This is a genomic window from Mesorhizobium sp. M0751 (assembly GCF_040320265.1).
Classification (GTDB): Bacteria; Pseudomonadota; Alphaproteobacteria; order Rhizobiales; family Rhizobiaceae; genus Mesorhizobium.
In genome coordinates, this window is record NZ_JAMYPH010000001.1 from 463,328 (window position 1) to 488,301 (window position 24,974).

The 24,974-nt window shown below is 62.4% G+C and carries 27 protein-coding genes; 10 read left to right on the forward strand and 17 right to left on the reverse strand.

Features of this window, described 5'->3' with window-relative positions; genetic code table 11:
* Positions 1-147 precede the first annotated feature (147 nt).
* Positions 148-606 carry a tRNA (cytidine(34)-2'-O)-methyltransferase gene (locus NKI19_RS02150; protein ID WP_352565774.1) on the reverse strand — a complete coding sequence of 153 codons (459 nt, stop codon included), beginning with the start codon at positions 604-606 and terminating at the stop codon, positions 148-150.
* 283 nt (positions 607-889) lie between these two features.
* Between NKI19_RS02150 and NKI19_RS02155 the strand changes: the two genes are divergently transcribed.
* Genes NKI19_RS02155 through NKI19_RS02170 form a run of 4 tightly spaced genes read left to right on the forward strand, consistent with a single transcriptional unit; the run spans position 890 to position 5,565 of the window.
* The gene (locus NKI19_RS02155; RefSeq protein ID WP_352488987.1) at positions 890-1,432 is read left to right on the forward strand and encodes a hypothetical protein; all 543 of its coding nucleotides are present in this window, start codon (positions 890-892) and stop codon (positions 1,430-1,432) included.
* Between the two features lie 26 nt (positions 1,433-1,458).
* Positions 1,459-3,348, forward strand: coding sequence for an ABC transporter ATP-binding protein (locus NKI19_RS02160; protein WP_352489137.1), 1,890 nt, complete (start codon positions 1,459-1,461; stop codon positions 3,346-3,348).
* Complete coding sequence (locus tag NKI19_RS02165) at positions 3,345-5,228, forward strand: ABC transporter ATP-binding protein (protein WP_352488988.1); 1,884 nt, start codon at positions 3,345-3,347, stop codon at positions 5,226-5,228. The genes NKI19_RS02160 and NKI19_RS02165 overlap by 4 nt, the downstream gene beginning before the upstream one ends.
* A gap of 22 nt (positions 5,229-5,250) precedes the next feature.
* The gene (locus NKI19_RS02170; protein ID WP_352488990.1) at positions 5,251-5,565 is read left to right on the forward strand and encodes a DUF6665 family protein; all 315 of its coding nucleotides are present in this window, start codon (positions 5,251-5,253) and stop codon (positions 5,563-5,565) included.
* A gap of 27 nt (positions 5,566-5,592) precedes the next feature.
* Here the strand turns inward: NKI19_RS02170 and NKI19_RS02175 are convergent, their stop codons facing one another.
* Positions 5,593-5,949, reverse strand: coding sequence for a cupin domain-containing protein (locus tag NKI19_RS02175; protein WP_352488991.1), 357 nt, complete (start codon positions 5,947-5,949; stop codon positions 5,593-5,595).
* A 280-nt stretch (positions 5,950-6,229) separates the two neighbouring features.
* Between NKI19_RS02175 and petA the strand changes: the two genes are divergently transcribed.
* From petA to NKI19_RS02195, 4 genes are all read left to right on the forward strand, one after another.
* Positions 6,230-6,790: a ubiquinol-cytochrome c reductase iron-sulfur subunit gene (gene petA, locus NKI19_RS02180; protein ID WP_352488992.1), complete on the forward strand. Its 561-nt coding sequence runs from the start codon at positions 6,230-6,232 to the stop codon at positions 6,788-6,790.
* Positions 6,791-6,806: 16 nt separating this feature from the next.
* Positions 6,807-8,108, forward strand: coding sequence for a cytochrome b (locus NKI19_RS02185; protein ID WP_352488993.1), 1,302 nt, complete (start codon positions 6,807-6,809; stop codon positions 8,106-8,108).
* 89 nt (positions 8,109-8,197) lie between these two features.
* Positions 8,198-9,070 (forward strand): cytochrome c1, encoded by an 873-nt coding sequence (locus tag NKI19_RS02190; protein WP_352488994.1) that lies wholly within the window; start codon positions 8,198-8,200, stop codon positions 9,068-9,070.
* A 213-nt stretch (positions 9,071-9,283) separates the two neighbouring features.
* Positions 9,284-9,829, forward strand: a complete 546-nt coding sequence (locus tag NKI19_RS02195; protein ID WP_352488995.1) for an adenine phosphoribosyltransferase — start codon at positions 9,284-9,286, stop codon at positions 9,827-9,829.
* Positions 9,830-9,873: 44 nt separating this feature from the next.
* Here NKI19_RS02195 and NKI19_RS02200 read toward each other — a convergent pair whose 3' ends face one another.
* The 7 genes from NKI19_RS02200 to NKI19_RS02230 all read right to left on the reverse strand — a co-directional run bounded on the left by NKI19_RS02200 (position 9,874) and on the right by NKI19_RS02230 (position 15,268).
* A complete protein-coding gene (locus NKI19_RS02200; protein WP_352488996.1) occupies positions 9,874-10,344 on the reverse strand; it encodes a MaoC family dehydratase in 471 nt (156 codons plus the stop codon).
* Entirely contained in the window at positions 10,341-10,802 is a 462-nt protein-coding gene (locus tag NKI19_RS02205; protein ID WP_352466830.1) for a MaoC family dehydratase, read from the reverse strand. The genes NKI19_RS02200 and NKI19_RS02205 overlap by 4 nt, the downstream gene beginning before the upstream one ends.
* 135 nt (positions 10,803-10,937) lie before the next feature.
* Positions 10,938-11,912: a magnesium/cobalt transporter CorA gene (gene corA / locus NKI19_RS02210; RefSeq protein WP_352488997.1), complete on the reverse strand. Its 975-nt coding sequence runs from the start codon at positions 11,910-11,912 to the stop codon at positions 10,938-10,940.
* Positions 11,913-12,127: 215 nt separating this feature from the next.
* Positions 12,128-13,231 carry a redox-regulated ATPase YchF gene (gene ychF / locus NKI19_RS02215; protein WP_352488998.1) on the reverse strand — a complete coding sequence of 368 codons (1,104 nt, stop codon included), beginning with the start codon at positions 13,229-13,231 and terminating at the stop codon, positions 12,128-12,130.
* A gap of 76 nt (positions 13,232-13,307) precedes the next feature.
* The gene (locus NKI19_RS02220) at positions 13,308-13,871 is read right to left on the reverse strand and encodes a hypothetical protein (RefSeq protein WP_352488999.1); all 564 of its coding nucleotides are present in this window, start codon (positions 13,869-13,871) and stop codon (positions 13,308-13,310) included.
* 3 nt (positions 13,872-13,874) lie between these two features.
* Complete coding sequence (gene pth, locus NKI19_RS02225) at positions 13,875-14,600, reverse strand: aminoacyl-tRNA hydrolase (protein ID WP_352489000.1); 726 nt, start codon at positions 14,598-14,600, stop codon at positions 13,875-13,877.
* Between the two features lie 23 nt (positions 14,601-14,623).
* Positions 14,624-15,268, reverse strand: coding sequence for a 50S ribosomal protein L25/general stress protein Ctc (locus tag NKI19_RS02230; protein ID WP_352489001.1), 645 nt, complete (start codon positions 15,266-15,268; stop codon positions 14,624-14,626).
* A gap of 219 nt (positions 15,269-15,487) precedes the next feature.
* Here NKI19_RS02230 and NKI19_RS02235 point away from each other — a divergent pair, with 219 nt between their 5' ends.
* Positions 15,488-15,613: a hypothetical protein gene (locus tag NKI19_RS02235; RefSeq protein ID WP_352565818.1), complete on the forward strand. Its 126-nt coding sequence runs from the start codon at positions 15,488-15,490 to the stop codon at positions 15,611-15,613.
* A gap of 42 nt (positions 15,614-15,655) precedes the next feature.
* On the opposite strand, the gene NKI19_RS02240 is transcribed toward NKI19_RS02235, so the two are convergent.
* Positions 15,656-16,405, reverse strand: coding sequence for an SDR family oxidoreductase (locus NKI19_RS02240; RefSeq protein WP_352456918.1), 750 nt, complete (start codon positions 16,403-16,405; stop codon positions 15,656-15,658).
* Between the two features lie 206 nt (positions 16,406-16,611).
* A complete protein-coding gene (locus NKI19_RS02245) occupies positions 16,612-17,856 on the reverse strand; it encodes an MFS transporter (protein ID WP_352565776.1) in 1,245 nt (414 codons plus the stop codon).
* Between the two features lie 129 nt (positions 17,857-17,985).
* On the opposite strand from NKI19_RS02245, the gene NKI19_RS02250 reads away from it, so the two are divergent.
* A complete protein-coding gene (locus NKI19_RS02250) occupies positions 17,986-18,867 on the forward strand; it encodes an AraC family transcriptional regulator (RefSeq protein WP_352489003.1) in 882 nt (293 codons plus the stop codon).
* Between the two features lie 100 nt (positions 18,868-18,967).
* Here the strand turns inward: NKI19_RS02250 and NKI19_RS02255 are convergent, their stop codons facing one another.
* From NKI19_RS02255 to lgt, 6 genes are all read right to left on the reverse strand, one after another.
* Positions 18,968-19,903, reverse strand: a complete 936-nt coding sequence (locus NKI19_RS02255) for a ribose-phosphate pyrophosphokinase (protein ID WP_352489004.1) — start codon at positions 19,901-19,903, stop codon at positions 18,968-18,970.
* Between the two features lie 251 nt (positions 19,904-20,154).
* Entirely contained in the window at positions 20,155-20,775 is a 621-nt protein-coding gene (locus NKI19_RS02260; protein WP_352489005.1) for a hypothetical protein, read from the reverse strand.
* A gap of 54 nt (positions 20,776-20,829) precedes the next feature.
* Positions 20,830-21,981, reverse strand: coding sequence for a M24 family metallopeptidase (locus NKI19_RS02265; RefSeq protein WP_023678425.1), 1,152 nt, complete (start codon positions 21,979-21,981; stop codon positions 20,830-20,832).
* Positions 21,981-22,769 (reverse strand): peptidoglycan editing factor PgeF, encoded by a 789-nt coding sequence (gene pgeF / locus NKI19_RS02270; RefSeq protein ID WP_352489006.1) that lies wholly within the window; start codon positions 22,767-22,769, stop codon positions 21,981-21,983. The genes NKI19_RS02265 and pgeF overlap by 1 nt, the downstream gene beginning before the upstream one ends.
* 185 nt (positions 22,770-22,954) lie before the next feature.
* The gene (locus NKI19_RS02275; protein WP_352489007.1) at positions 22,955-24,043 is read right to left on the reverse strand and encodes a class I SAM-dependent methyltransferase; all 1,089 of its coding nucleotides are present in this window, start codon (positions 24,041-24,043) and stop codon (positions 22,955-22,957) included.
* Positions 24,040-24,891 (reverse strand): prolipoprotein diacylglyceryl transferase, encoded by an 852-nt coding sequence (gene lgt / locus NKI19_RS02280; protein WP_352565778.1) that lies wholly within the window; start codon positions 24,889-24,891, stop codon positions 24,040-24,042. Before lgt ends, NKI19_RS02275 begins: the two co-directional genes overlap by 4 nt.
* Between the last annotated feature and the right edge of the window lie 83 nt (positions 24,892-24,974).

Genomic DNA, 24,974 nt, shown 5'->3' on the forward strand with positions numbered 1-24,974 from the left:
AGTTAAGTTGAGCTTGTAGCGAAGAAGCCTCGAAGATGCAAACGGCAGGAGAAGGCGATGTGCGTCTGGATGAGAATGACCGGAGAGGACGCAGTGTTGCGTGAGGACGACGCCTTGGTCGCTGCGGCCGGCGATTGCGTACACATCCTAGCGAAGCTGCCGGATCGCTCCGCCCGCCACCATCGCAACGGAAAGCGCGACGTTGATGCTGCGCGCGCCGGGCTGCATCGGAATGGTCAGGCGTGCATCCGCCGCCTCGTGGACGGCATCCGGCACGCCTGCGGATTCGCGGCCGAACAGGAGAATGTCGTCGCCGGCAAAGACGAAATCCGTGTAGGCGACAGCTGCTTTGGTCGACAGCAGCACCAGCCGCCGCTTGGCAAGCTTGCGCCAGTCCTCGAAGGCGTGCCAGTCGACATACCGGGTGAGCGCCGCCATTTCGAGGTAGTCCATGCCGGCCCGTTTCAGCGCCCGGTCACTGAGCGGGAAGCCCGCCGGTTCGACAATGTCGACGCCGAGACCGAGGCAAGCGGCGAAGCGCAGGATAGTCCCGGTATTGCCGGCGATATCCGGCTGGTAGAGCGCGATGCGGAGACGGTCGTTCATTTCCGCGTCTTTCTAATAAGTGGCAGATCAGCCACAGAGCTCTCGCGGTTTTCGAAATTCCTGGACTGGCGGGTGGTCATTTTCTGCGAAGTCGGTTATACGGCCAGCATTGTCAACCCGAACCGATGGAGGGGTAATTCATGATGGCCATGCACATCCACCACCCCTCTCGTGGGCTTACCAGCCCGACGGCGGTTTCGGTACGACGATTCTCCTGACCTTCTAGACTTCAATCGCACCGATTCCCGCCGAAACCTTTTTCGGCCTTTGAAGGAATCCTGCGATGTTTTTCAAGCTGTGGAAGGGGCTGAACGCCCCACCTGAACACGCTTCGACCGATGCCACCTTTGCCGTGCCGCGCATGCCCGCGACCTGGGTTGGTTCACCCTTCTACCTGCATCTTCAACTGGAGGACGGACCGATGTTCGATCCCTGTAGAATACCCGGCTCAAGAAGCCTGCACGAGCGCAAGACTGCGACCTGGGCGCTTTTGATCGGCGAGACCTACTCGTCGGCGGTTCACGCCGAGACCCGCCGGCGTCCGCATCGCGGCATGCTGCCGGACGTCGATTTCTCGCGCGCCGTTCCGGACTATAGCCGGCCGTCGTTGGTGCGCCGGATCATCAGGCTGATCCGGCCTGGTGCAAAAACCGGCGCGAAAATCCGGATCGTCAAAACGTCGTCAGCATCGTCAAACGAGACTGTCGGCGAAAGGCCCGCGACAACCTATATAGCGCGAAGCAGGACCGGCGAGGCGGACGATTCCGTATCGCCGGTCCTTGGCGCCATGCGGTCTGGGCACCTCGTCCGTTCTCGTGCCGCGTGAGCGGAAACAGTACTGTGAGCATCACTATGTTTAGCTGGTTTGAAAAAAGGCTCGATCCGTTCCCTACCAAGGAGCCGGTCGAGCCGCCGCGGACACTGATCGCCTTTTGCGTGCATTATACGCGCGGCGCGTGGCCCTACATCGCTCTCGATGCGGTGCTGGTGACGGCCATCGCCCTTGCCGAGGTGTGGATGTTCGGCTTCATGGGCCGGATCGTCGACTGGCTGTCCGGACAGAATCGCGAGACGTTCCTGCAGACCGAAGGCTTGAAGCTGGCCGGCATGGCCTTCATCGTGGTTTTCGCGCTGCCGGCAACGGTCTGGTTCCATTCGCTGCTCAACCAGCAGACGCTGATGGGCAACTATCCGATGCGTATCCGCTGGCAGGTGCATCGATACCTGCTCAAGCAGTCGATGAGCTTCTATCAGGACGAGTTTGCCGGGCGCATCGCGACCAAGCTGATGCAGACGGCGCTCGCGGTGCGCGAGTGCGTCATCAAGCTCATCGACGTGCTCAATTATATCGTCGTCTATTTTCTCGGCATGCTGTTCATCGTCGGCTCGGCAGACTGGCGGCTGGCCGCGCCGCTTGCCGTCTGGCTTGCCGGATATGTCCTGCTGTTGCGCTATTTCATCCCGCGGCTGGGCAAGGTCGGCGAGGAGCAGGCCAATGCGCGCTCAACCATGACCGGCCGTGTCGTCGACAGCTACTCCAACATCCAGACGGTCAAGCTGTTCTCGCATGCGCGGCGCGAGGCATCCTTCGCCAAGGACGGTATGGCCGGCTTTCTCGACACGGTTTACCGATCGATGCGGTTGGTGACGCAGCTCTACGGCCTGCTCTACGTCCTGAATTCGCTGCTGTTGTTTTCGGTCACCGCAATCTCGCTATGGCTGTGGCTCGGCCAAGCCGTGACGATCGGAGCCGTCGCCCTGGTCATCGGCCTCGTGCTGCGACTCTGGGGCATGTCGCAATGGATCATGTGGGAGATGTCCACGCTGTTCGAGAATATCGGCACGGTGCAGGACGGCATCGCCTCGATCTCGCTGCCGCGCCTCGTCGAAGACCGGCCTGGCGCCAAGGATATTGCCGTGACCAAGGGAGAGATCCGTTTTGAGGACATCCGCTTCCACTACGGCAAGCAGAAGGGCGTGATCGAAAGCCTGTCGCTGACGGTGAAGCCGGGCGAGAAGGTCGGCATCGTCGGCCGTTCGGGTGCCGGCAAGTCGACGCTGGTCAACCTTCTGTTGCGCTTCTACGACCTCGAAAGCGGCAAGGTCCTGATCGACGGCCAGGACATCGCGGCGGTGACGCAGGACTCGCTCCGCGCCCAGATCGGCATGGTAACGCAGGACACCTCGCTGCTGCATCGCTCGGTACGCGAAAATATCCTCTATGGCCGGCCGGACGCCAGCAACGAGATGCTGATCGAGGCGGCGCGGCGCGCCGAGGCGCTGGATTTCATTGCCGGCTTGTCGGATTCGAACGGCCGCAAGGGTTTCGACGCGCATGTCGGCGATCGCGGCGTCAAATTGTCCGGCGGCCAGCGGCAACGCATCGCCATAGCCCGTGTCATGCTGAAGGACGCGCCGATCCTCATCCTCGACGAGGCGACCTCCGCCCTCGATTCCGAGGCCGAGGCGGCCATCCAGGAGAATCTCTACAAGCTGATGCAAGGCAAGACCGTCATCGCCATTGCCCACCGGCTGTCGACGATCGCGGCCATGGACCGGCTCGTCGTCTTGGACAAGGGCCGCGTCGTCGAGGAAGGTTCGCATGAGGAACTCGTTGCCAAAAGCGGGCTCTACGCCCAACTCTGGCACCGCCAGTCGGGCGGATTCCTGCTCGACGACGGCCCCTCTGCCAACGATGCAGCCGCCAACGATGCAATCGCCAAGGGTGAAGCCGCCGAATGATGACTGCCATCTACCGCTGGTTCGAGAACTGGGTCTATCCATTCCGGGAGCCCGCGGACCTTCGGCCACCTGCCGGAGTCAGGGGTTTCCTCTGGCATTATGTCGGGCAGGCGAAGATTGCCTTCTTCGCAATGCTGGTGATCGGCGGCATCGCGCCGCTGGTCGAAGCCGGACTGTTCTATTTCGTCGGGCGGCTGGTCGACATCCTCGATCAGCTTCCCGGCGAACGCAGCTGGCACGCGCTGTGGACTGCCGCCGGCCCGGAACTTGTCTTCATGATCGCGGTGGTGCTGGTCATCCGCACCATCGTCGTCAGCCTGTCGGCGCTGGTCGACGAGCAGACGATCACGCCGGGTTTCTATAATCTGGTGCGCTGGCAGGCGCATCGCCATGTCTCGCGCCAATCCTACGCCTTCTTCCAGAACGACTTTGCCGGACGTATCGCGACCAAGGTCTGGCAGGCGGGACAGGCGACCGGCGATCTGATGGAAAGCTTCATCGAGGTCGTCTGGTTCATGGTCGTGTATACGGTGACGACGCTGGCGCTGGTCGCCGGGCTCGATCTCCGGCTGGCGATGCTGGTGGTGATCTGGATTACCGCCTTCGGCTTGCTGGCCAGGCGCTATGTGCCGGCGATCCGCAAGCATGCCGAAGCCACAGCCGAAGCCGGCTCGATGATCACCGGCCGCCTTGTCGATTCCTATTCGAACGTGCAGACGTTGAAACTGTTCTCGGCCGATGGCGACGACCGCTACATCAGGAACGGCTTCGACATCTATCTCGACGCGCTGCGCCCGTTCACCCGCCGGCTGACAGGCGTGCGCATGGCGCTGACGATGCTGTCGGGCGTCATGATCACGGCGATCGCCTGCTTTGCCGTTTATCTCTGGGTCGAGGGCTCGATCACGGTCGGTGCCGTGGCCTTCACGCTGTCTTTGGTGCTGCGGCTGAACATGCTGCTCGGCCGGCTGATGATGCAGCTAAACGGCATATTGCGAAACCTCGGCGTGCTGGAGAATTCCAAGGCGCTGATCTCGCAGCCGCTCGGTCTGACGGATGCGCCGGACGCGAAAGAGCTTGTCGTCGGCGGCGGGCGCATCGACGTCAGCAATGTCGAGTTCCACTACGGCAAGGGGTCCGGCGTGCTTAACGGCATCGACCTCGTCGTGCGGCCGGGCGAAAAGGTCGGCCTGGTCGGCCCGTCCGGCGCCGGCAAGACGACCTTGGTCAATCTGATCCTGCGCCTCTACGACCTCGAGAGCGGCAAGATCACCATTGACGGGCAGGACGTCTCCCGGGTCACGCAGAATTCGCTGCGCGCCAATATCGGCGTCGTCAGCCAGGATACGGCACTGTTCCACCGCTCGCTGCGCGACAATATCAAGCTCGGCATGCCGGCAGCGACCGACGCCGAGGTGGTTGCGGCAGCGGAGAAGGCCGAGGCGCACGAGTTCATCCTCGGGCTGCGCGACAATCGCGATCGTATTGGCTATGAGGCCTATGTCGGCGAGCGCGGCGTCAAGCTCTCCGGCGGCCAGCGCCAGCGCGTGGCGATCGCCCGCGTCTTCCTCAAGGACGCACCGATCCTGGTGCTCGACGAGGCGACCTCGGCGCTCGATTCCGACATCGAGGCGGCGATCCAGGAGAATCTGGCAAGACTGATGGAAGGCAAGACGGTCATCGCCATCGCGCATCGGCTGTCGACCATTGCGGCACTCGACCGGCTGGTGGTGCTCGACGAAGGCAGCATCGTCGAGCAAGGCACGCATGACGAGCTGGTCGGGCTCGACGGGCTCTATGCCAGGCTGTGGAGGCGGCAGTCCGGCGGCTTCCTGTTCAACGAGGAGAGCGCGCTGGCCGAGACCCGGCCGGCGGAGTAGTTTCTACAAACCGGAGTAGACCATGGCGGTGAGAATGGCATCGAATTTCGGACGGGCCGGCGCGCAGGAGAGCGCGTTGGACCTACTTGGCCATGAAATCCTCGGCGAGAAGGCGGCCGCGCTCGGCCGCGCCGGCCGGCGCGTCGAGGAAACGCTGACGAAGCTGCGCGAGAATTCCGACAGCGTCGACCGTGCCCGGCTGCTCAAGGACGCAGCCGAAGCGGTGCACGGCTATTTCATCCAGCGCGAACTCTGCGGCCTGCGCAAGCACGACGCGGTGATCCGGGAATACAACATTCCCAAGGCCGTGCTGGCCAGGCTCGGCGCCAGCGCATGATCCGAACCGGAATTGGTTCGGGAGGCGTTATTCCAGCCATTCGGTGATGAAGCTGCCGTTCTCGTGTATGTCGGTGGTTTCCAGCGGGCCTGGCCCGAGATTGGTGAATTTGTGCGGGGTGTTCGGCGGTACGACCAGGATCTGGCCGGCTGTGGCCTCGATCTGCCGGTCGCCGACGGTGAACAGACCGGTCCCGGTCCGGATGATAAAAATCTCGCAATAGGGATGGCTGTGCAGCCTGGGGCCGCCGCCGATTTCGGGCAGGTAGTTGAAGATCAGGCAGCTGTTCGAGCCGTAAGCTCCGCCTTGCAGCTCGCCTTGCCAGTGAACGGGCCAGCGGTCGGGCGCTTCGGCCCATTTGTCGCGGTCTATGACATGCGCCATAGGCCGAGGATAAACCGGGCCGGCGCCAGCTGTCGAGGCGAACGCAGCCGTTTGGTTTTGCTGCTGTTTTTCAATCGTTCGGCCGTGCGAATTACGTCCCCGCGACAATCTGCCCTTGTGCCTTCACCCGTCTGGACAAAAACAGGCTTCACGCATAAACCCAAGTCCCAAATGCCGGAGGAATTCGCTAGCCTGTTCGCCATGCGCTGTCGGGCCGGCGCGATTGAGCGGGAACAAGGCTCGGCCGCCGGCACGGAAGAGGCGAAAGGATCAGGCACCCGTGAGCGCAACCGACACCCAGGATCCCAACCGTCGTGATTTTCTCTACGTTGCCACCGGCATGGCCGCGGTGGTCGGCGCGGGCGCCGTCGCCTGGCCGTTCATCGACCAGATGCGTCCGGATGCCTCGACACTGGCGCTCGCCTCGGTCGAGGTCGACGTCTCCTCGCTGACGCCGGGAATGTCGCTCGTCGTGAAGTGGCGCGGCAAGCCGGTTGTCGTGCGCAACCGCACCGAAAAAGAGATGAAGGAAGCCGAGGCGGTCAATCTCGCCGAGCTCAAGGATCCAATCGCCCGCAATGCCAACCTGCCGGCCGACGCGCCGGCAACCGATGCCAACCGAACCACGCCGGGCAAGGAAGCCTGGATGGTGATGGTACAGGTCTGCACCCATCTTGGCTGCATCCCGCTCGGCCAGGAAGGCGATTTCGGCGGCTGGTTCTGCCCATGCCACGGTTCCGTATACGATACTGCCGGCCGCATCCGGAAGGGGCCGGCGCCGGAGAACATGGCAGTACCGGTGTTCCAATTCGTTTCCGACACCAAGATCCGTATCGGCTGAGGCAGGGGATATTTCCATGAGCGAGGGACACTCGACCTATACGCCCAAGACCGGCATCGGACGCTGGTTCGATTCGCGCATGCCGCTGCCGCGACTGGTCTATGACAGCTTCATCGCCTATCCGGTGCCGCGCAATCTAAACTATGCCTGGACCTTCGGCGGCATCCTCGCGCTAATGCTGGCGGCGCAGATCCTGACCGGTATCGTGCTGGCCATGCACTACGCAGCCGACAGCACCCTCGCCTTCGATTCGGTCGAGAAGATCATGCGCGACGTGAATTCCGGCTGGCTGCTGCGCTACATGCATTCGAACGGCGCGTCGTTCTTCTTCATCGCCGTCTACATCCATATTTTCCGCGGACTCTACTACGGCTCCTATAAGGCGCCGCGCGAGCTGCTGTGGATCCTCGGCTGCATCATCTACCTGCTGATGATGGCGACCGGGTTCATGGGCTATGTGCTGCCTTGGGGACAGATGTCGTTCTGGGGCGCTACCGTTATCACCGGCTTCTTCACCGCCATACCGCTGGTTGGCGACTGGATCCAGCAGCTTCTGCTCGGCGGCTTCGCGGTCGACAATCCGACGCTGAACCGCTTCTTTGCGCTGCATTACCTTTTGCCGTTCATGATCGCCGGCGTCGTCGTGCTGCACATCTGGGCACTTCATGTCGTCGGCCAGAACAATCCCACCGGCATCGAGGTCAAATCGAAGACCGACACGCTCGCCTTCACGCCTTACGCGACCATCAAGGACGGGTTCGGCATGATCGTGTTCCTGTTCGTCTTCGCCTATTTTGTGTTCTACCTGCCGAACTATCTCGGCCATCCGGACAATTACACCGTGGCCAACCCGCTGAAGACGCCGGCCCACATCGTGCCGGAATGGTACTTCCTGCCGTTCTACGCGATCCTGCGCGCCATCACCTTCAATATCGGGCCGATCAACTCCAAACTCGGCGGCGTGCTCTGCCTTTTCGGGGCGATCGTCATGCTGTTCCTGGTGCCGTGGCTCGACACCTCAAAGGTGCGCTCGGCGGTCTACCGGCCCTGGTACAAGCTGTTCTTCTGGCTGTTCGTAGCCGACTCCATCCTGCTGGGCTGGCTGGGCTCGCAGCCGGCCGAGGGCAGCTATGTGTTCATGGCGCAGATGGCGACGCTGTTCTACTTCGCCTTCTTCCTGGTAGCGCTCCCGGTGCTCGGGCTGATCGAAAAGCCGCGGCGGCTGCCGAATTCGATTACCGAGGCAGTGCTCGAGAAGAACAAGGGCGGCGGTGGACATCCTGCCGGCGCCACGGCCGCGCCGGAAACCAAGGGCTGAGCATGATTGCGAAAAGTGGAAACCGGTACTCGGACAAGGTCATGCTCGAGACGGTGACAGCGCGTCAGAGAATCTCAAGGGGATTTGGCATGAAGAAGATTCTCACCTCGCTGGCGCTGCTTGGGCTTGTGGCCGCGGGCCTTGGGGTCGCGGGCACTGGAGCCAACGCCCAGGAAGAGGCGCACAATGAGGCGGCGCCGACGCATTTCCCGATACACGAACCGAAGGAAATGGACTGGAGTTTCGCCGGGCCATTCGGCACCTACGACAAGGCCCAGCTGCAGCGCGGGCTGAAGGTCTACAAGGAAGTCTGCTCGGCCTGCCATTCGATGAATTTGGTGGCGTTCCGTACGCTGGAAGGCCTTGGCTATTCGGACGCGCAGATCAAGACGCTGGCGGCCGAATATACGATCCATGACGGCCCGAACGATGCCGGCGACATGTTCGATCGTCCCGGCAAGCCGTCCGACCATTTCCCGGCACCATTCCCCAATGTCGAAGCGGCAGCGGCGGCAAATGGCGGCGCAGCGCCGCCCGACATGTCATTGTTGGCCAAGGCGCGCGGCGTCGAGCGCGGCTTCCCGCGCTTCGTCTTCGATATCTTTACCCAGTATGCCCAGGGCGGTCCCGACTACATCCACTCGCTGCTGACCGGCTACGACCAGCAACCGCCGGCGGGCATGGTCATACCGGAAGGCACGCACTACAATCCGTACTTCCTGTCCGGCGTGTCGCTGAAGATGCCGAAGCCGCTCTCCGACGGCCAGGTCACCTATGATGACGGCGCGCCGCAGACGGTCGATCAATATTCGCGGGACGTGTCGGCCTTCCTGATGTGGGCGGCCGAGCCACACCTCGAGGATCGCAAGAAGACTGGCTTTCGCGTACTGGTCTTCCTGCTGCTGTTCGGTGCGCTGGTCTACCTGACCAAGCGCAAGGTGTGGGCCGGCGTGCTGCACTGAACCCTGCGATATACGAGAATGCGAGGGCGTCGAAAGGCGCCCTTTTCATTGCAGGCATGTCGATTCATCGCTGCCGGCGCAGAGCAGGCCCTTTGCCGGACAATTTTCCGTCAGGCGTCACATGGCGGTAGCCGGACTTAGCTGCACCGGGTTACGATTGGCCAATTCCCTTCACGTCTTCAGCCGAATCTGAATGGCCCGGAGAGCCGCCTGATGAAATCCTCGCTCGAAGAGACGCTGCTTGCCGCGATCCGCACCATTCCGGATTATCCCAAGCCGGGCATCCTGTTTCGCGACATCACCACGCTGCTCGGCAATGCGCGGGCCTTCCGCCGCGCCATCGACGAACTGGTGCATCCCTATGCCGGCCTGAAGATCGACAAGATCGCCGGCATCGAGGCGCGCGGCTTCATCCTCGGCGGCGCCATCGCCCACCAGCTCTCGGCCGGCTTCGTGCCGATCCGCAAGAAGGGCAAGCTGCCTTACGAGACTGTACGCGTCGCCTACAGCCTGGAATACGGGCTGGACGAGATGGAGATGCACAAGGACGGTGTTTCTCCAGGCGAGAAGGTAATCGTCGTCGACGATTTGATCGCCACCGGCGGCACGGCCGAGGCAGCCGTCAAGCTATTGCGGCAGATCGGCGCCGACATCGTCGCCGCCTGCTTCGTCATCGACCTGCCGGATCTTGGCGGCCGAGAGAGGTTAGAGGCGCTCGGCGTGCCGGTGAGGACGCTGATCGGGTTTGAGGGGCATTGAGCGTTTCTTCCTTCTCCACATGTGGGAGAAGGGAAGAACTCCGCTCATTCCACCTTCACCAGCACGGCACTTTCGAATTCGATGACCTTGTCGCCGGTCGAATCGAAGGCCTCTGAGCGGAGCGTCAGCAGCCGCCAGCCCGGTCGCGAGGCAATGGGGCGATGGGCCAGTGCGGTGCGGGTGAAAGTCACGGTTTCCCCGGCATAGACAGGTTTGAGCCATTTGAGGTTCTTGAAGCCGGGTGAGGGGCCGAATTCCGGCACCGGTCCAGGGCCGGGCCAGCGGGCGACCTTTGCCTCCATGCCGGCTTCGAGGTTCAATTTCATCCAAGTGGCGGCGGTGTGCCAGCCCGAGGCGCAGAGCCCGCCGAATATGCTGTTCTTCGCCGCCTCCTCGTCGACATGGAATATCTGCGGGTCGTATTTGCGGGCGAACGCCTTGATCGCCTCCGGTTCGAATCGATGCGAGCCAAGCGTAACGGTGATACCGATGCAGAAGAATTCGTCGAGGCTCACGCACTGCCCTCGCGGGTGAGGAACATGACGGTGTTTTCGAGCTCGAAAACACCTTCGCCGCGCTGGTTGAACAACTCGCTGCGCATGGTCACAAGGCCAAGCCGGGGCTTCGATCTGGACAGTCGCTTGGCAAGGACGGTGGTGCTGCCGCTCAACAGGTCGCCGGCCAGGACCGGTCGTTTCCATTTGACCTGGTCGACGCCCGGCGCGCCCTGGGAGGTCGAATCGAGCAGGAAGGCATCGCACAGCATACGCATGAACATGGCGCAGGTGTGCCAGCCCGAGGCAGCCAGCCCGCCGAGGATACTGGCCTTGCCCGCGGCCTCGTCGAGATGCATCGGCTGGGCGTCGAACTCGCCGGCGAATTCTATGATTTCGGCGGCGCTTACCAGCTTGGTGCCGAGGTCGAGCGAAGCGCCCTCGACAAAATCCTCATAAGCCCAGGTCTTTGCGGTCATGGTCTGGAAATCCTGTTCAGGATTGTACGATCGCTACAGGTCGGGCTCCCGGATGCAGGCAGGGCGGCATTTGGTCAAGCAATTTCTACTGCGCCAGCCCGCTGCGCCCAAGCCGCAGCGGAGGTATTGATGACCCTACAGCCAGCCGCGGCGGCGGAAATACCAGAAGGGCAGGATTGCCGAAAGCACCATCATGCCAATGGCGAAGGGATAACCAAAGTGCCATTTGAGCTCGGGGATGATATCGAAATTCATGCCGTAGATCGAGGCGACAAGCGTCGGCGGCAGGAAGATGACCGCGGCGACGGAGAAGATCTTGATGATGGCGTTCTGCTCGATCGAAATCATGCCGAGCGTCGCGTCGAGCAGGAAGCTGATCTTCTGCGACAGGAACGTGGCGTGGTCGGCGAGCGACAGCACGTCGCGCGACAAGGTCTTGATGCGGGCGCGGGTATCCTTGCTCATCCTGGTTTGCGTGGAGGCATGGGCGAGAAACCCGGCAAGGCGCTGCAGCGAGATTAGGCTGTCGCGGATCGAGGAGGCGAGGTCCTCTTTGCGGCCAATGCCTTTCAACAGTTCCTGGAAGTCGCGGTTGCGCTTGGAAACCTTGGTCGAGCGTGCCTCGAAGATGTCGCGCGAGATCACCTCGACGTCGCGGCCGGCGCGCTCCAGAATGTCGGCGAGGCGGTCGACGATCGCCTCCAGCAGTCCGATCAGGATGGTGTCGCCGCTGGTGCAGCCGGTAGCCACCTTCTCGGCGCGCAGCGGAAAGGTCTTGAACGCCTTCGGTTCGTGGTACCGCACGGTGATCAGCCTGCTGCCGGCGAGCACGAAGGTAACCGGCGACATCAACGGATCGTCCACCTCGGTCTGGGCAGGCAGAATGGCGGTCATGAAGTAGGCGCCGTCCTCGACGTAGAGACGGCTCGAGATCTCGATCTCTTCCATCTCTTCGCGGGTCGGAACGGCGATGCCGAGCCAGGTCTCGATTGTCGTCTCTTCTTCCTTTGTCGGGTTGAAGAGATCGACCCAGACGACAGTGTCGCTGTTTTGCAGGAGATCGTCGACCAGGCGCAGGCGATCATTGTCGACGACGAAGGCCTTGATCATCGCCGGGTCTCCCTTGCTGTTGCCAAAGAGCGTTCGTTTGGAGGGGCGCGTCAGTCAGATCGCACGGACACGGGCAGGTGAGGCGCGAGGCCGGTGCAGAGGCCCCTTAGACCCCGCACGACTGCCCGTCAAGCAGCGCAAGAGGCACTGCGACACCCTGCTTGAAGTTTGTCATCGAGCGACGGCAATGGTCGCCACGGGGCTCCCTCGCCGGGTCAGGTGTTGAACTTGAACAGCATGATGTCACCGTCCTGGACGACATACTCCTTGCCTTCGTCGCGCGCCTTGCCGGCCTCCTTGGCCGCCACTTCGCCGCCCAGCCTGACGAAGTCGTCATAGGCGATGGTCTGGGCGCGGATGAAGCCGCGCTCGAAATCGGTGTGGATGACGCCTGCCGCCTGCGGCGCCTTGGCACCCTTGTGAACGGTCCAGGCGCGTGTCTCCTTCGGCCCGACGGTAAAATAGGTAATGAGCTGCAGCAGCTCGTAGCCGGCGCGGATGACCTTGTTCAGGCCCGGCTCGTCGAGCCCAAGCGAGGAGAGAAATTCCATCTCCTCTTCGTCCGAGAGCTGGGCGACCTCGGCTTCGATCGCCGCTGAAATCACGACGGTGCGGGCGCCTTGCGCGGCGGCCATCTTCTCGACCGCCCTGGTATGCGCGTTGCCGGTAGCGGCATCGGCTTCCGCGACGTTGCAGACATAGAGCACGGGGTGAGACGTCAACAGGTTCAGCCCCTGCAGGATGCGCAGGTCCTCGGCCGAGATGCCGTTGAGCAGGATACGGGCGGGCTTGCCGGCCTGCAGCAGTTCAAACGCCGCTTCCATCATCGGAAGTACGGTCGCTGCTTCCTTGTCCTTGCCGGCGGCACGCTTGCGGATCTGCACGATGCGGCGCTCGAGGCTGTCGAGGTCGGCAAGCATCAATTCGGTCTCAACGGTCTCGGCATCGGCGACAGGATCGATGCGGCCCTCGACATGGGTGATGTCGTCATCCTCGAAGCAGCGCAGCACATGGACGATGGCGTCGACCTCACGGATGTTGGCGAGGAATTGGTTGCCAAGCCCCTCGCCTTTCGAGGCGCCACGCACCAGGCCGGCAATGTCGACGAACGAGATGCGGGTCGGGATGATCTCCTTCGACTTGCCGATCGCGGCGATCTTCTGCAGGCGCGGGTCGGGCACCGCCACCTCGCCGGTATTCGGTTCGATGGTGCAGAACGGATAATTGGCGGCCTGCGCCGCCGCCGTCCTGGTCAACGCATTGAAGAGCGTCGACTTGCCGACATTGGGCAAGCCAACGATGCCGCATTTGAAACCCATTTTGTCTGGTCCTATCGGGAAATCGAAATTTGATCAGGGCTATGGGCGAAAGCGCCGATGATCGTCAAGGCGCAATTCAATTCAGACGCTGCGCGATGTCATCGGTGCCTATCGCCAACGAACGAACGCCGGACCTGCTCAGTATTTGCAGGAGATGCCAGAACGCGTCGACCTCGGCGGTTCCGAAATCAATGGTCAGTTGCCCGTCGAGCAATTGCACACTGTGAATGATGTTTCCGACGGTCTCCGATGTTTCACGCTCGCCATCGATATCGAACCAGCCGCGAAACCATTCGTCGAAGAGATCGCCGTCGAGCTCATTTACGGGGAATTTGAAATGAACCTCGTCCCACTTGAACGGTGAGACGAGGACATCCACTCCACCAATCCCGGCGTGAATATCCGGAGAGAATTTCACATAGGTTTCGCTGTTGATGAATTGCGGATTTGGCTGTCCGTCATTGCCGACGAAATCAACCGCGATGAGATTTCGATAGAACGAATCGACATTCGAAAACTTGATCTCGGTTGCATGCGACCCTTGGCTGTTGCGAGCAAGTTCGCCGGCAGCAGCGACGAAATAATCAACATACTTCTGTCTGATGAGGCGGACCAATTCCTGAACGTCATCCAGATCCATGGCTCAGTCCTTGCCGCCAAAAAGCTTCTTCAGCATGGCCGCCATCGGGCCGGTTTCGGGCAGCTTGGGCGCCGGCTGCTGCGGCCGCGCCTGGCGGACGTGGCTTTGCGCCTTTGGCGCCTTGGGCGGCGGGCGATCGTCGTCGCCCGTCGGCGTGAGCTTGTCGCGCAGGGCCAGCGTCACGCGGTTCATGAACGAATTGTCGTCGCCCTTGGCAAGCAATCCCGCACCGTCGGCGATTGCGTCGAGCAGCACGTCCAGCCATTCGCGGTCTGCCTTGGCGAAATCGCCGAGCACATGGCCATGCACCATTTCCTTCACGCCGGGGTGGCCGACGCCGATGCGCACACGGCGAAAATCCTTGCCGACGTGCTGGTCGAGCGAGCGGATACCGTTGTGGCCGCCGGAACCGCCACCGACCTTGACCCGCACCTTGCCGGCGGCAAGGTCGATCTCGTCATAGAAGACAGTCAGCGCCGAAGGGCCGAGCTTGTAGAAGCGCAAGGCTTCGCCGATCGACTGGCCGGACAGGTTCATGAAGGTCTGCGGCTTGATCAGGATCACCTTTTCGCCGGCAAGCGTGCCTTCGGCGATCAGACCCTGGAATTTCTTCGACCAGGGCGAAAAGGAATGGCGGCGGGCGATCGCGTCCGCCGCCATGAAGCCGACATTGTGCCGGTTGTTGGCGTATTTCGCGCCCGGATTGCCGAGGCCTGCAAAGACAAGCATCGTCGCCTCCGGGCGGGAAGGAGTTACTTCTCTTCGGCGGCAGGAGCCGCTTCGGGCGCAGCCGCTTCAGTCGTCTCTTCCGCGGCCTCCGGCTTCATCGCCGAGGAGCCGGCAATGGTCGCGATGGTGAAGTCGCGGTCGGAGATCACCGGCTTGACGCCGGCCGGCAAGGTGACGGCCGAAATGTGGATCGAATCGCCGATATCCGTGCCGGTGAGATCGATGGTGATGAAATCCGGGATCGCATTGGCTGGGCAGTGGAACTCGACCTCGTGGCGCACGATGTTGAGCACGCCGCCGCGCTTGATGCCGGGCGACTTGTCTTCATTGATGAAGTGCACGGGCACATCGACGTTGACTTCGGTATCCTTGCCGATGCGCAGGAAATCGACATGGACAGGGAAATCCTTGACCGGGTCGAGCTGGAAATCCTTGGGCAGAACCTGGATCTTGTTGCCGTCGACATCGATCGTGGCGACCGTGGTCAGAAACCCGCCGCCATGGATCTTGTAGTAGATGTCCTTGTAGGTCAGCGCAATCGCCAGGGGAGGCTGCTTGTCGCCGTAAATCACTGCAGGCACTTTACCGTTGCGGCGAACTGCACGGGCGGACCCCTTACCGACCTGTTCGCGCGCTTCGGCCTTGAGCTCGTAAGTATCGTGGCTCATGGCATTTCCTTTCGCGTTGTTCTGGAGCGTTCGCGGTCAGCGTGGCTGGGCCGTAAACGTCGAAAGCCGCCGGGCCTGCATATCCGAAAGCCGGCAGCCGCATAAGCAAGCGGACCTTTGTTCGGGATCACAAGGGAAGGCAGCCTTCCGCCGCGTTGCCTCCAAGGGTGTCTACGCGGGTGGCGGCTCTATAGCCGAAGGTGGGAAAGGGTGCAAGTCATGGCTGACAGTCATGGCAGGCAGGTCTACAAGGGTTTCCCCCATGGCATGGCGACCACCCCTGCCGATGCCATCAACGCCGACCTGCTGGCCTTTCTTCAGGGCGTAAGGCCTTTCAGAACGTAACAAAAAAACACCCGGGTGTTCTTGTGTCAGCTTGTGCCGATGTCAGGCGATGCTCAAGCCGCCATCGATCAGCATTTCCGCACCGACCATGAACGGGCATTCGTCCGAAGCAAGAAAGACCACTGCGTTGGCAATTTCCTCGGCGGTTCCGAAACGACGGGCAGGCACCAGGCCGACCACAGCTTTCGCGCGCGCCTTCGCCGCTTCGGGGTCCAGCCCAAGTTTATCGTTGAGCGGCGTGTCGATCGGACCCGGGCTGATCACATTGGCGCGAATACCGCGTTCTATCAGTTCGCCCGAGAGCGTCCGGGCGAGCGAAATCATGCCGGCCTTGGCCAGCGCATAGACGTGCGTTCCAGCCATTCCCATATGTGCGTTGACCGAGCCGCTGAGGATGATCGAGGACGGGTTCGAAAACAGCGGAACGAGCGCCTTGACCAGGAAATACGGCCCCTTGAGGTCGACATCGATGCTCCTGTCAAACGCGGCCTCGGTCCAGTCGCCAAGCGGGCGCAGGTCGGCGATACCGGCATTGAGGAAGAGAGCGTCGAGCTTGCCGAAGGTTTCCTCGATCCGCCGCGCTATGTCGTTCTGGGCAGCAGCATCTCCGGCGTCGGCGGCAATGACAAGCACATCACTGCCGAGGATGGTGCGCGCCTCCTCGAGACGGCTCGCATTGGTTCCGGTGATAGCGACGCGCGCACCTTCCTCGATGAAACGTCGCGCCGTCACCAGGCCGATGCCGCTGGTGCCGCCGGTAATCAATGCGGCCTTGCCTTTTAGTCTGGACATCAGCGAATTGCCTTTCCTGGCGCGGAGCGCTGCGAAGCATCAGGGCTGAGCCCGGTATGTTCAACTTGAAGGCGTTGCTGACCAAAATTTTGCCTTCAGGGGTGGACCCTCTCTAACAGGCTTTTCACCCGGCGTGTGGTGAAAGAATCATCGAGGGCGCGGCAACTGCCGCGCCCTCGTATCAATTCCGAAAGATGAACTGATTTTTAGCTGGCCGCCGCCTCCACATTCCTCGCTTCCTTCATGTTAGGCAGGAGGACCGTCAGCAGCCCGAGCAGCGGCAAATACGAGCAGACCTGGAAGACGAAATCGATGCCTTTCATGTCGGCGACGACGCCAAGCACGGCGGCCGCGATGCCGCCCATGCCGAAGGCGAAGCCGAAAAAAATACCGGCGATCATGCCGACCCGGCCGGGCACCAGTTCCTGGGCGAAGACGACGATATTCGAGAAGGCCGAGGACAGGATCAGGCCGATCAGCACGGTGAGAACCATCGTCCACTCGAAATTGGCGTAGGGCAAGGCCAGGGTGAAGGGCAGCACGCCGACTATCGAGAACCAGATCATCGCCTTCTGCCCGTAGCGGTCGCCGAACGGGCCGCCGAGCAGGATGCCAAGGGCCGAGGCGCCGAGGAACAGGAACAGCATGACCTGCGACATCTGCACTGAAACGCCGAATTTATGGATGGCATAGAAGGTGTAGTAGCTGGACAGGCTGGCGATGTAGGCGTTCTTCGTCAGCACCAGCAAGGTAAGCACCAGCAGCGCGCCCATCACCTTGCGGCGGGGGAAGGGCGAGACGAAGCCTGCCGCCTTGCGGGTGCTCTGCGCGGCACGCAGGCGGCTGTACCAGCCGCCGACCTGCCACAGCACGATTATGCCGATCAGTGAGCTGCCGGCAAACCACGCGATGCTGGTCTGGCCGAAGGGCACGACGATGAAGGCTGCCAGCAGCGGCCCCATCGCCTGGCCGAAATTGCCGCCGACCTGGAACAGCGACTGTGCCAGACCGAACCTGCCGCCGGAGGCGAAGCGCGCGATGCGCGAGGATTCCGGGTGGAAGATCGCCGAGCCGATGCCGATCAGCGAGGCACCGATGAGGAGCAGCGTGTAGTGTCCCGCATAGGCCAGCACGACCAGGCCGATCAGCGAAGAGGCCATGCCGTAGGGCAGCGAATAGGGCATCGGCCGCTTGTCGGTAATCATGCCGATCACCGGCTGCAGCAAGGATGCCGTCACCTGGAAGGTGAAAGTCAAAAGGCCGATCTGCCAGAAATCGAGGCCGTAATTGTCCTTCAGCAGCGGATAGATCGCCGACAGCAACGACTGCATGATGTCGTTGATGCAGTGGCAGAAGCTCACCGCCAGGATGACGGTGAAGGCCGTCGCCTGAGCTGAAATGTGGCTGGCCGCTGCCGGCTTGGCGTCGGCGGTTGCTGTGGTATCGGTCAAGGCAGGCTCCGTGGTCTTTTGGCGGGCGCTCCCGCAGGGCGGTCTTATGGGCCGGCTGCCTTATACGTTGCTTGTCACGCGACTTCTTTCGTGGTTTGGTCCAATAGTTTCGCAAGTGGGCCATAGCTGATGCCGCATGGCAGGGAAATGTTCAGAGCGGGCGATACCGATCTCGGCCTGTTGCACGAGCGTCGCTGGCAATGGCTGGAGCAGGCCGTCGGGCCGGCGGTGGCGCTGCCGACCGAATATCCGGACGGCTATCACGTGCCACGGCACCATCATAGCCGCAGCCAGTTGCTGCACGCGCTGGTCGGTGTCGTGCTGGTGACGACGCGGCATGGGCGCTGGATGGTGCCCCCCGACCACGCCATGTGGATCCCCGCCGGCACCGAACATTCCGTCGAGATGCTGGGCGACGTCAGCATGCGGTCCGTCTATGTGATGCCGGAGGCCATTCTGGGGCTGCCGGACGGGTTGCGCGTCGTCGGCATCACTGACCTGATGCACAGCCTGATCGTGGAATCGGAAAAGCTGCCGCAAGGCGCCGAGCTGGAGGGGCGGGGCGGACTGATCATGAAGCTCCTGTTGCACGAAATCCCGAACCTGCCGGAACGGCCGCTCGGCCTTCCGTTCCCGTCCGATGCAAGGCTGGCGGCGCTGTGCCGGCGCTTCGTCTCGGCACCGTCACCGCATGCGACGATCGACGAGTGGGCCGCCATCGTCGGCATGAGCCGCCGCTCTTTCACCCGCGCGTTCCACCGCCAGACCGGATTGTCGCTGTCGACCTGGCGTCAGCAGGCCTGCCTGTTCGCGGCGTTGCCACGGCTGGCCGACGGCGAGCCGATCACGAGGGTGGCGCTCGATCTCGGCTATGACAGCGTGCCGGCGTTCATCACCATGTTCAAGCGCATGCTGGGAGCCTCGCCACGCGGTTATATGCAGGGCGCCCGTGATGCTGGCGAAGGTGTGCGACGAATAAGCGGTCCAGCTCGGCCTGAGTCGCAGCCCTAAAGGGCATCGCGTTCGGCCGGCCTCATGCGCCGCGTTTTGGGTTCTTGTTTTTATGCATTTCGTTATCGCAAAACCGCTGCACAGTTTTGCGCGACACGCATTAATCGAACAGGCTCGACACCGATTCCTCGGTCGCCGTGCGCGAGATCGCCTCGCCCATCAGTTCGGCGATGGAGATGACGCGGATATTGGTGGCGTCGAGCACTGCCTGGGTCGGCTGGATGGAATCGGTAATGACCAATTCCTGCAGTTTCGAGGCGCCGATGCGGGCGATGGCACCGCCGGACAAAACGCCATGGGTAGTATAGGCGGTGACACTGGTGGCGCCGTCGGCAAGCAGCGCATCGGCCGCATTGCACAGCGTGCCGCCCGAATCGATGATGTCGTCGATCAACAGGCAATCCTTGCCGCGCACGTCACCGATGACGTTCATGACTTCCGATTCGCCGGGGCGCTCGCGGCGCTTGTCGACGATGGCAAGCTGGGCGTCGATGCGCTTGGCGAGCGCGCGGGCGCGGACCACGCCGCCGACATCCGGCGACACCACCATGACATTGGCAAGCTGCTTGTATTTTGCCTTTACGTCGCGGGCCATGACCGGCACGGAAAACAGATTGTCGGTCGGGATGTCGAAGAAGCCTTGAATCTGGCCGGCATGGAGATCCAGGGTCAGCACCCGGTCGACGCCCGCCCTGGTGATCATGTTGGCGACCAGCTTGGCCGAGATCGGTGTGCGGCCGGAGGCGCGGCGGTCCTGCCTGGCATAGCCGAAATAAGGAATAACCGCAGTGATGCGCTTGGCCGAGGAGCGCATGAAGGCGTCGATCATGATGAGCAGTTCCATCAGATGATCGTTGGTCGGGAACGACGTGGACTGCAGGATGAAGACGTCCTCGCCGCGCACGTTCTCCTGGATCTCGACGAAGATTTCCTGGTCGGCGAAGCGCCTGACACTGGCCTTGCCCAGCGGAATGTTGAGGTAGCGGGCGACTGATTCGGCCAGCACCCTGTTGGAATTGCCCGCGAAGAGCTTCATGCACCGTTCCTGGCGAAGGATTGAGAGACTCCGATAGCACTCCAGCCTCTTAGTCGGGCTTTTAGCGGCCCGCGCCGGTATTGCAAGCGTCGTGAATGGGAATCCGCCGGCTAATCTCAATAAACGCTTACGGCTTGAGCATGCGGCGATAGAGCCAGTTCCATGCCGGCGGAATCGGGCTGGCGCTATCTTTGTGTTTGAGCATGATCTTTCCGAAAACCGGATTCCACTTTTCGGAATCATGCTCCAGGTCAGCCGGCGCCGCCGCCAAGCCAGGTGGCGAACTGGTCGATTGTCTGGTCGGCAATTGCCTGCATGGTCGCCGGCGCGACCGCCGCCCAGCCTTCGCCGCCGCCGACGGAGGGCGCCTTCTGCTGGCCATTGATGCGATGCAGCCGGTTGCCGGCCGGGTCATAGATGTCCCAGACGTAGATGACGGTGGTGTCCTTGCCTTCCGTCATGGTCGAGAAATAGCCCTTGAGCACATGCGTTGGGGTCTGGTCGGTGCTGCCGGCCAAGGTGATGCCGCGCTGCCTGGCGCGTGTCTGAAGCTCGGCAGTCAGCGGTGTCGCGGCTTCTACCGAGGCGCCGACGATCGGCGCCACCTGCAGCCGGGTCCGCGCAATGGCAGCCGCGCTTTTGGCGGGCGGCACGGCCGCTGCAGCGGAAGGCTGCGCTGTACCTGCAGTTTGCGCGGTGCCGGCAGGCTTGGCCGGGGTCGCGGGGGGCGTTGCGGCACCTCCGGCTCCGGAGAGCGATTGCGTCGATTGCGGGGCAATGGCCGAGGGTTCGAGAACGTCCTTCGCATTGGTGCAGGCCGCCAGTACCAGCGCCACGAGCAATGACACGGTCGTCACATGCGATCGTCTCATTAGCCTGAAAACTCCTTGGCGACGAACGCCCCTCACACTCTTTCCATTATGGATTCACTGCACGATCAAGTCGAGATCATGGCGGGACAGCGGCTTCGGCTGGGATTCGGTCGTCAGATAGGTGCGGCCAAGCGTCATCGCGGTTTCGGTTTCGGAGTCCATGATGATCATATGGGCGAACAGCGTCATGTTCGGCGCAATCGGTTCGGGATTACCCTGATAGAACATCGGCATGTCCATCCAGGACGGGGTGAAGCGGGCGCCGAGCGAATAGCCGCAGGCATTGAGCCGGTGCTTGGTCAAATTGTGGGCCTCGAGCGTGCGGGCATGGGCGTCGAATACGTCGCCGAACGTATTACCGGGCGTCATCGCCTTCTCGACTGCAAGTAGCGCGGCGCGGGCGGCATCGAACAATTCCTGGTGGCGTTTCGATACCTTGCCGGTCAACACCGTGCGCATCATTGCTGCATGGTAGTGGTGGAAGACACCGGCCCATTCGAGCGTCAGCTGGTCGTTCTTGGTGAGCTTGCGGCGACCGGCCTTGTAGCGGCAAAGCAGGGCGTCGACGCCGGAGCCGATGATGAACTCGTTGGCCGGATAATCGCCGCCGCCGGCAAAGATGGCACCTTGCATGGCGGCCAGGATCAGCGCCTCATCGCCGCCCTGCTTGATCAGCGGCAGTGCTGCGTCCAGCGCGTCGTCGGCCAGATTGGCGGCTTTTTCCGCCTTGGCGATTTCTGCCGGGCTCTTGAACAGCCGTAGCCGGCTGACAATGCCGGAGGCATCCGCGATCTGCCCGAAGGTCTGCAACTGCTCGTCGAGGCGCCGGCCATTATAGGCTGTCAGGCCGTGGGTGTCGTATTCGACGCCGATCCGGGCGCCGAGCAGGTCGAGCTCGTTGAGCAGGTTGCGCAGGTCTACCGCCGGATTGGCGCCGTTGCGGTCCGTCCACAAAACGATATTGTCGATGATCGAGGTGTGGCGCGCCTGGCGCAAGTCGGCCGAACGCGTCAGCAGCACCATCGAGCCGTCGGCCTTGACCACCAGGCACTGGAAAAAGCAGAAGCCGAAGGTGTCGTAGCCGGTTAGCCAATACATGCTTTCCTGGGCAAACAGCAGGACGGCGTCGAGCTTCTTTTCGGCGATCTCGATCATCAGTCGATCGCGCCGCGCGTCGAATTCCGAGCGTTCGAAATGCAGCGCCATCAGTCAGTCTCCAAAACGATTGCCGAAACCTGCCGCCCGTAGTCGGCCTCGTTGCGATGCGTGCTGCGCCGATAGGAGAAGAAAAGCTCTTCCTCGGCATAGGTGCAGCGATCGAGCCCTTCGGCGTTGACGCCAGCCTTGGTCAGCCGGTCGACCGTGTAGCGGTTGAGATCGAACATCGCGTGTCCGGCATTTGCGGAGGACGCGAAATAGCGGGCATTGCCGGCATCGGCGTCGACGAAGCGGGCGACGAATTCCGGTCCGACTTCGTAATTCCGTGGGCCGATGGAAGGACCGAGCACTGCGACGATGCGGTCGCGCCGGGCGCCGAGGCTTTCCATTGCCGCGATGGTGTTTTCCAGCACTCCGGTGAAAGCGCCTTTCCAGCCCGCATGGGCGGCTCCGATAATGCGGGCCTCGGCGTCGGCGAAGAGGACTGGCCCGCAGTCGGCGGTCGAGGCACCGACGGCAATGCCCGGCCGGTCGGTGACGATGGCGTCGGCCTTGGGCCGCTCGCCGGCGAAAGGTTCTCTGGCAATGACGACGTCCGGCGAATGAATCTGGTGAGCGGTCAGCAGATGGTTTGCAGGCACGCCCATCCATTCGGCGACCCGGCGGCGATTCTCGCGCACCAGCGTCTGGTCATCGCTCGAGCCGGTGCCGATGTTGAGGCCCCGGTAGATGCCGCTGGAAATGCCGCCGACGCGTGTGAAGTAGCCGTGGCGGATGCCTTGCGCCGTTTCCAGCAAGGGCGACCGAACGGGATCCGGTTTGGTCTGATTCAGCATGGCGGCTTTGTTGTCCGTATGGGCGATTTCGTCAAGCGAGTTGAAGACCGGCGAGTTGAAAACGGGTGAGTTGAAGACCGGCGAGTTGAAGACGGGCGCAGTTGAAGGCTGGTCAGTTAAGGCTGGCGCCGTTGATGTCGGGCGCTAGTCGAAGATGGGAGAGTGGGAGAGGCGGCAGCGAAAAGTCAATCCGTGCTTGGAAACGGCGGAACCGCAATGCCGGCGGGGAGGACGGCAAGCACCTTGAAGAGTTCGCCCATGGCCAGCGGGCCGGCGAGGCGCTCGACGTCGGCCGCTATCTTTTCGCGAGCTGCCTCATCGGCATTGGCGCCGAGCCGGCCAGCCCGTTCGAGAAGCCCCATCTTGAGCAGGAATTCACCTTGCGTTGAGAGGTGGGCATCGAGGCCGTGTGCCCGAACGGTTGCCGCAAGGGCAGCGAAATCGACATGGGCGGTGAGATCGGCCTGCCCCGGATTGGCCAGCACGTCCTCATGACCGTGCTTGCGCAAGGCCTGCAAGGTGTCGCCGATCCCGGGCTGGAGGTGACCGTAGTCGAGAAACAGGCCGGCGCCGCCAAATCCGGCAAGTCGCCCGGCGATGGCCGCCATCAGGGCGGCGCGGGCTGGCGCCACCTCGACGATGGCACCTTGCGGCGCATTCTCGGCACCCTCCGGCAGGAGCATCGGGTCGAGCGAGCCGGCGCCGACGAAAAAGCGCAGCCGGTTCGCATCGTCGAGACCGATCATCCGTTCGCGCCAGCCGGCTCCAGCGCGGACGAACTGGCGGATGGGCACCGCGTCAAACAGCTCGTTACCAACAATCAGAAGCTGCCCCTGCGGTAGTGTATCGACGGCCTCATGCCAGGCGATGGTGGCCGACGTCCCGGCAAGCGTCCGTTTCTGGACCTCGGTCAACCGCGGACTGGTCTCGATCAAAGCGAACGATGCACTGGCGGTAAGCGTCGGATCGAGCCGCGAAAGCGTGCGCAGCATATCTCTCATCAGCGTGCCGCGGCCGGGGCCAATTTCGGCGATGGCGACCGGCGTCGGCCGGCCGATTGCCAGCCACGCCTGGTAGAGCCAGACGGCGACCAGCTCGCCGAACATCTGGCTGATCTCCGGCGCGGTGACGAAGTCGCCGGCGGCGCCGAACGGCTCGCGTGTCGTGTAATAGCCATCCTGTGGATCGAACAGGCAGAGCGCCATGTATTCGCTGATGGGGATCGGGCCCACCGCACCGATCAGCTCGGCGATGCGGGTCTTCAGCCGCGTCATGCCAGCTGCGATTTTGTCACCGGCTTGGCTGTAGCCATCGCCCAGATGCCGGCCAGCACCATCGGCAGTGACAGCACCATTCCCATGGTCAGCCAGCTCGTGCCAAGGAGGTAGCCGAGCTGCTGGTCGGGCTCGCGAAAGAATTCGACGAAGATGCGCGAGGCGCCATAGCCGGCGATGAAGGCGCCGCCGACGAAGCGCGGCGTCTTCAGCTTGAGCTGCGAATGGGTGAGGAAGCGCAGGACAAGGAACAACACCAGCCCTTCGAGGAGCGCCTCGTAGATCTGGCTTGGATGGCGTGCAAATGGGCCGCCATTGGGGAATTTGAATGCCCATGGAACGTCGGTCGGCCGGCCCCATAGTTCGGAATTGATGAAGTTTGCCAGGCGAACGAGGCCAAGCCCCACCGCCGCGCCGGCGGCAACCACGTCGAACAGCGACCATGTGCGGATGCCGCGAGACCGGGAAAACAGCGTCATTGCGAGAATGACGCCGAGCAGGCCGCCATGAAACGACATGCCGCCCTGCCAGACGGCGACGATATCGAGCGGATTGGCAATGTAGCGCGGCAGGTCGTAGAACAGCACGTAGCCGGTGCGTCCGCCGAGCACCACACCGATGGCTGCCCAGACGATGAAGTCGTCGAGGTCGACGGGCTTCATCGGCAGGGCGCCGTCGGGCCAGAGTTTCGGGTTGGTGACGAGGCGCTTGGCATACCACCAGGCGAACAGAATGCCGACGATGTAGCCGACGCCATACCAATGCACCGCCAGTGGTCCGATCCTGACGATGACCGGGTCGATGTTGGGAAAGGGCAGGGCGGCCAGCGGCAGCAAATATTCGCTCAACAGGGTCTCCGGGTTCCAATCAGGTTCGGGCGCGGACCATGCGGCAGGCTTTTGACAGGGTCAAGGCAAGCGTATGCTTGCAT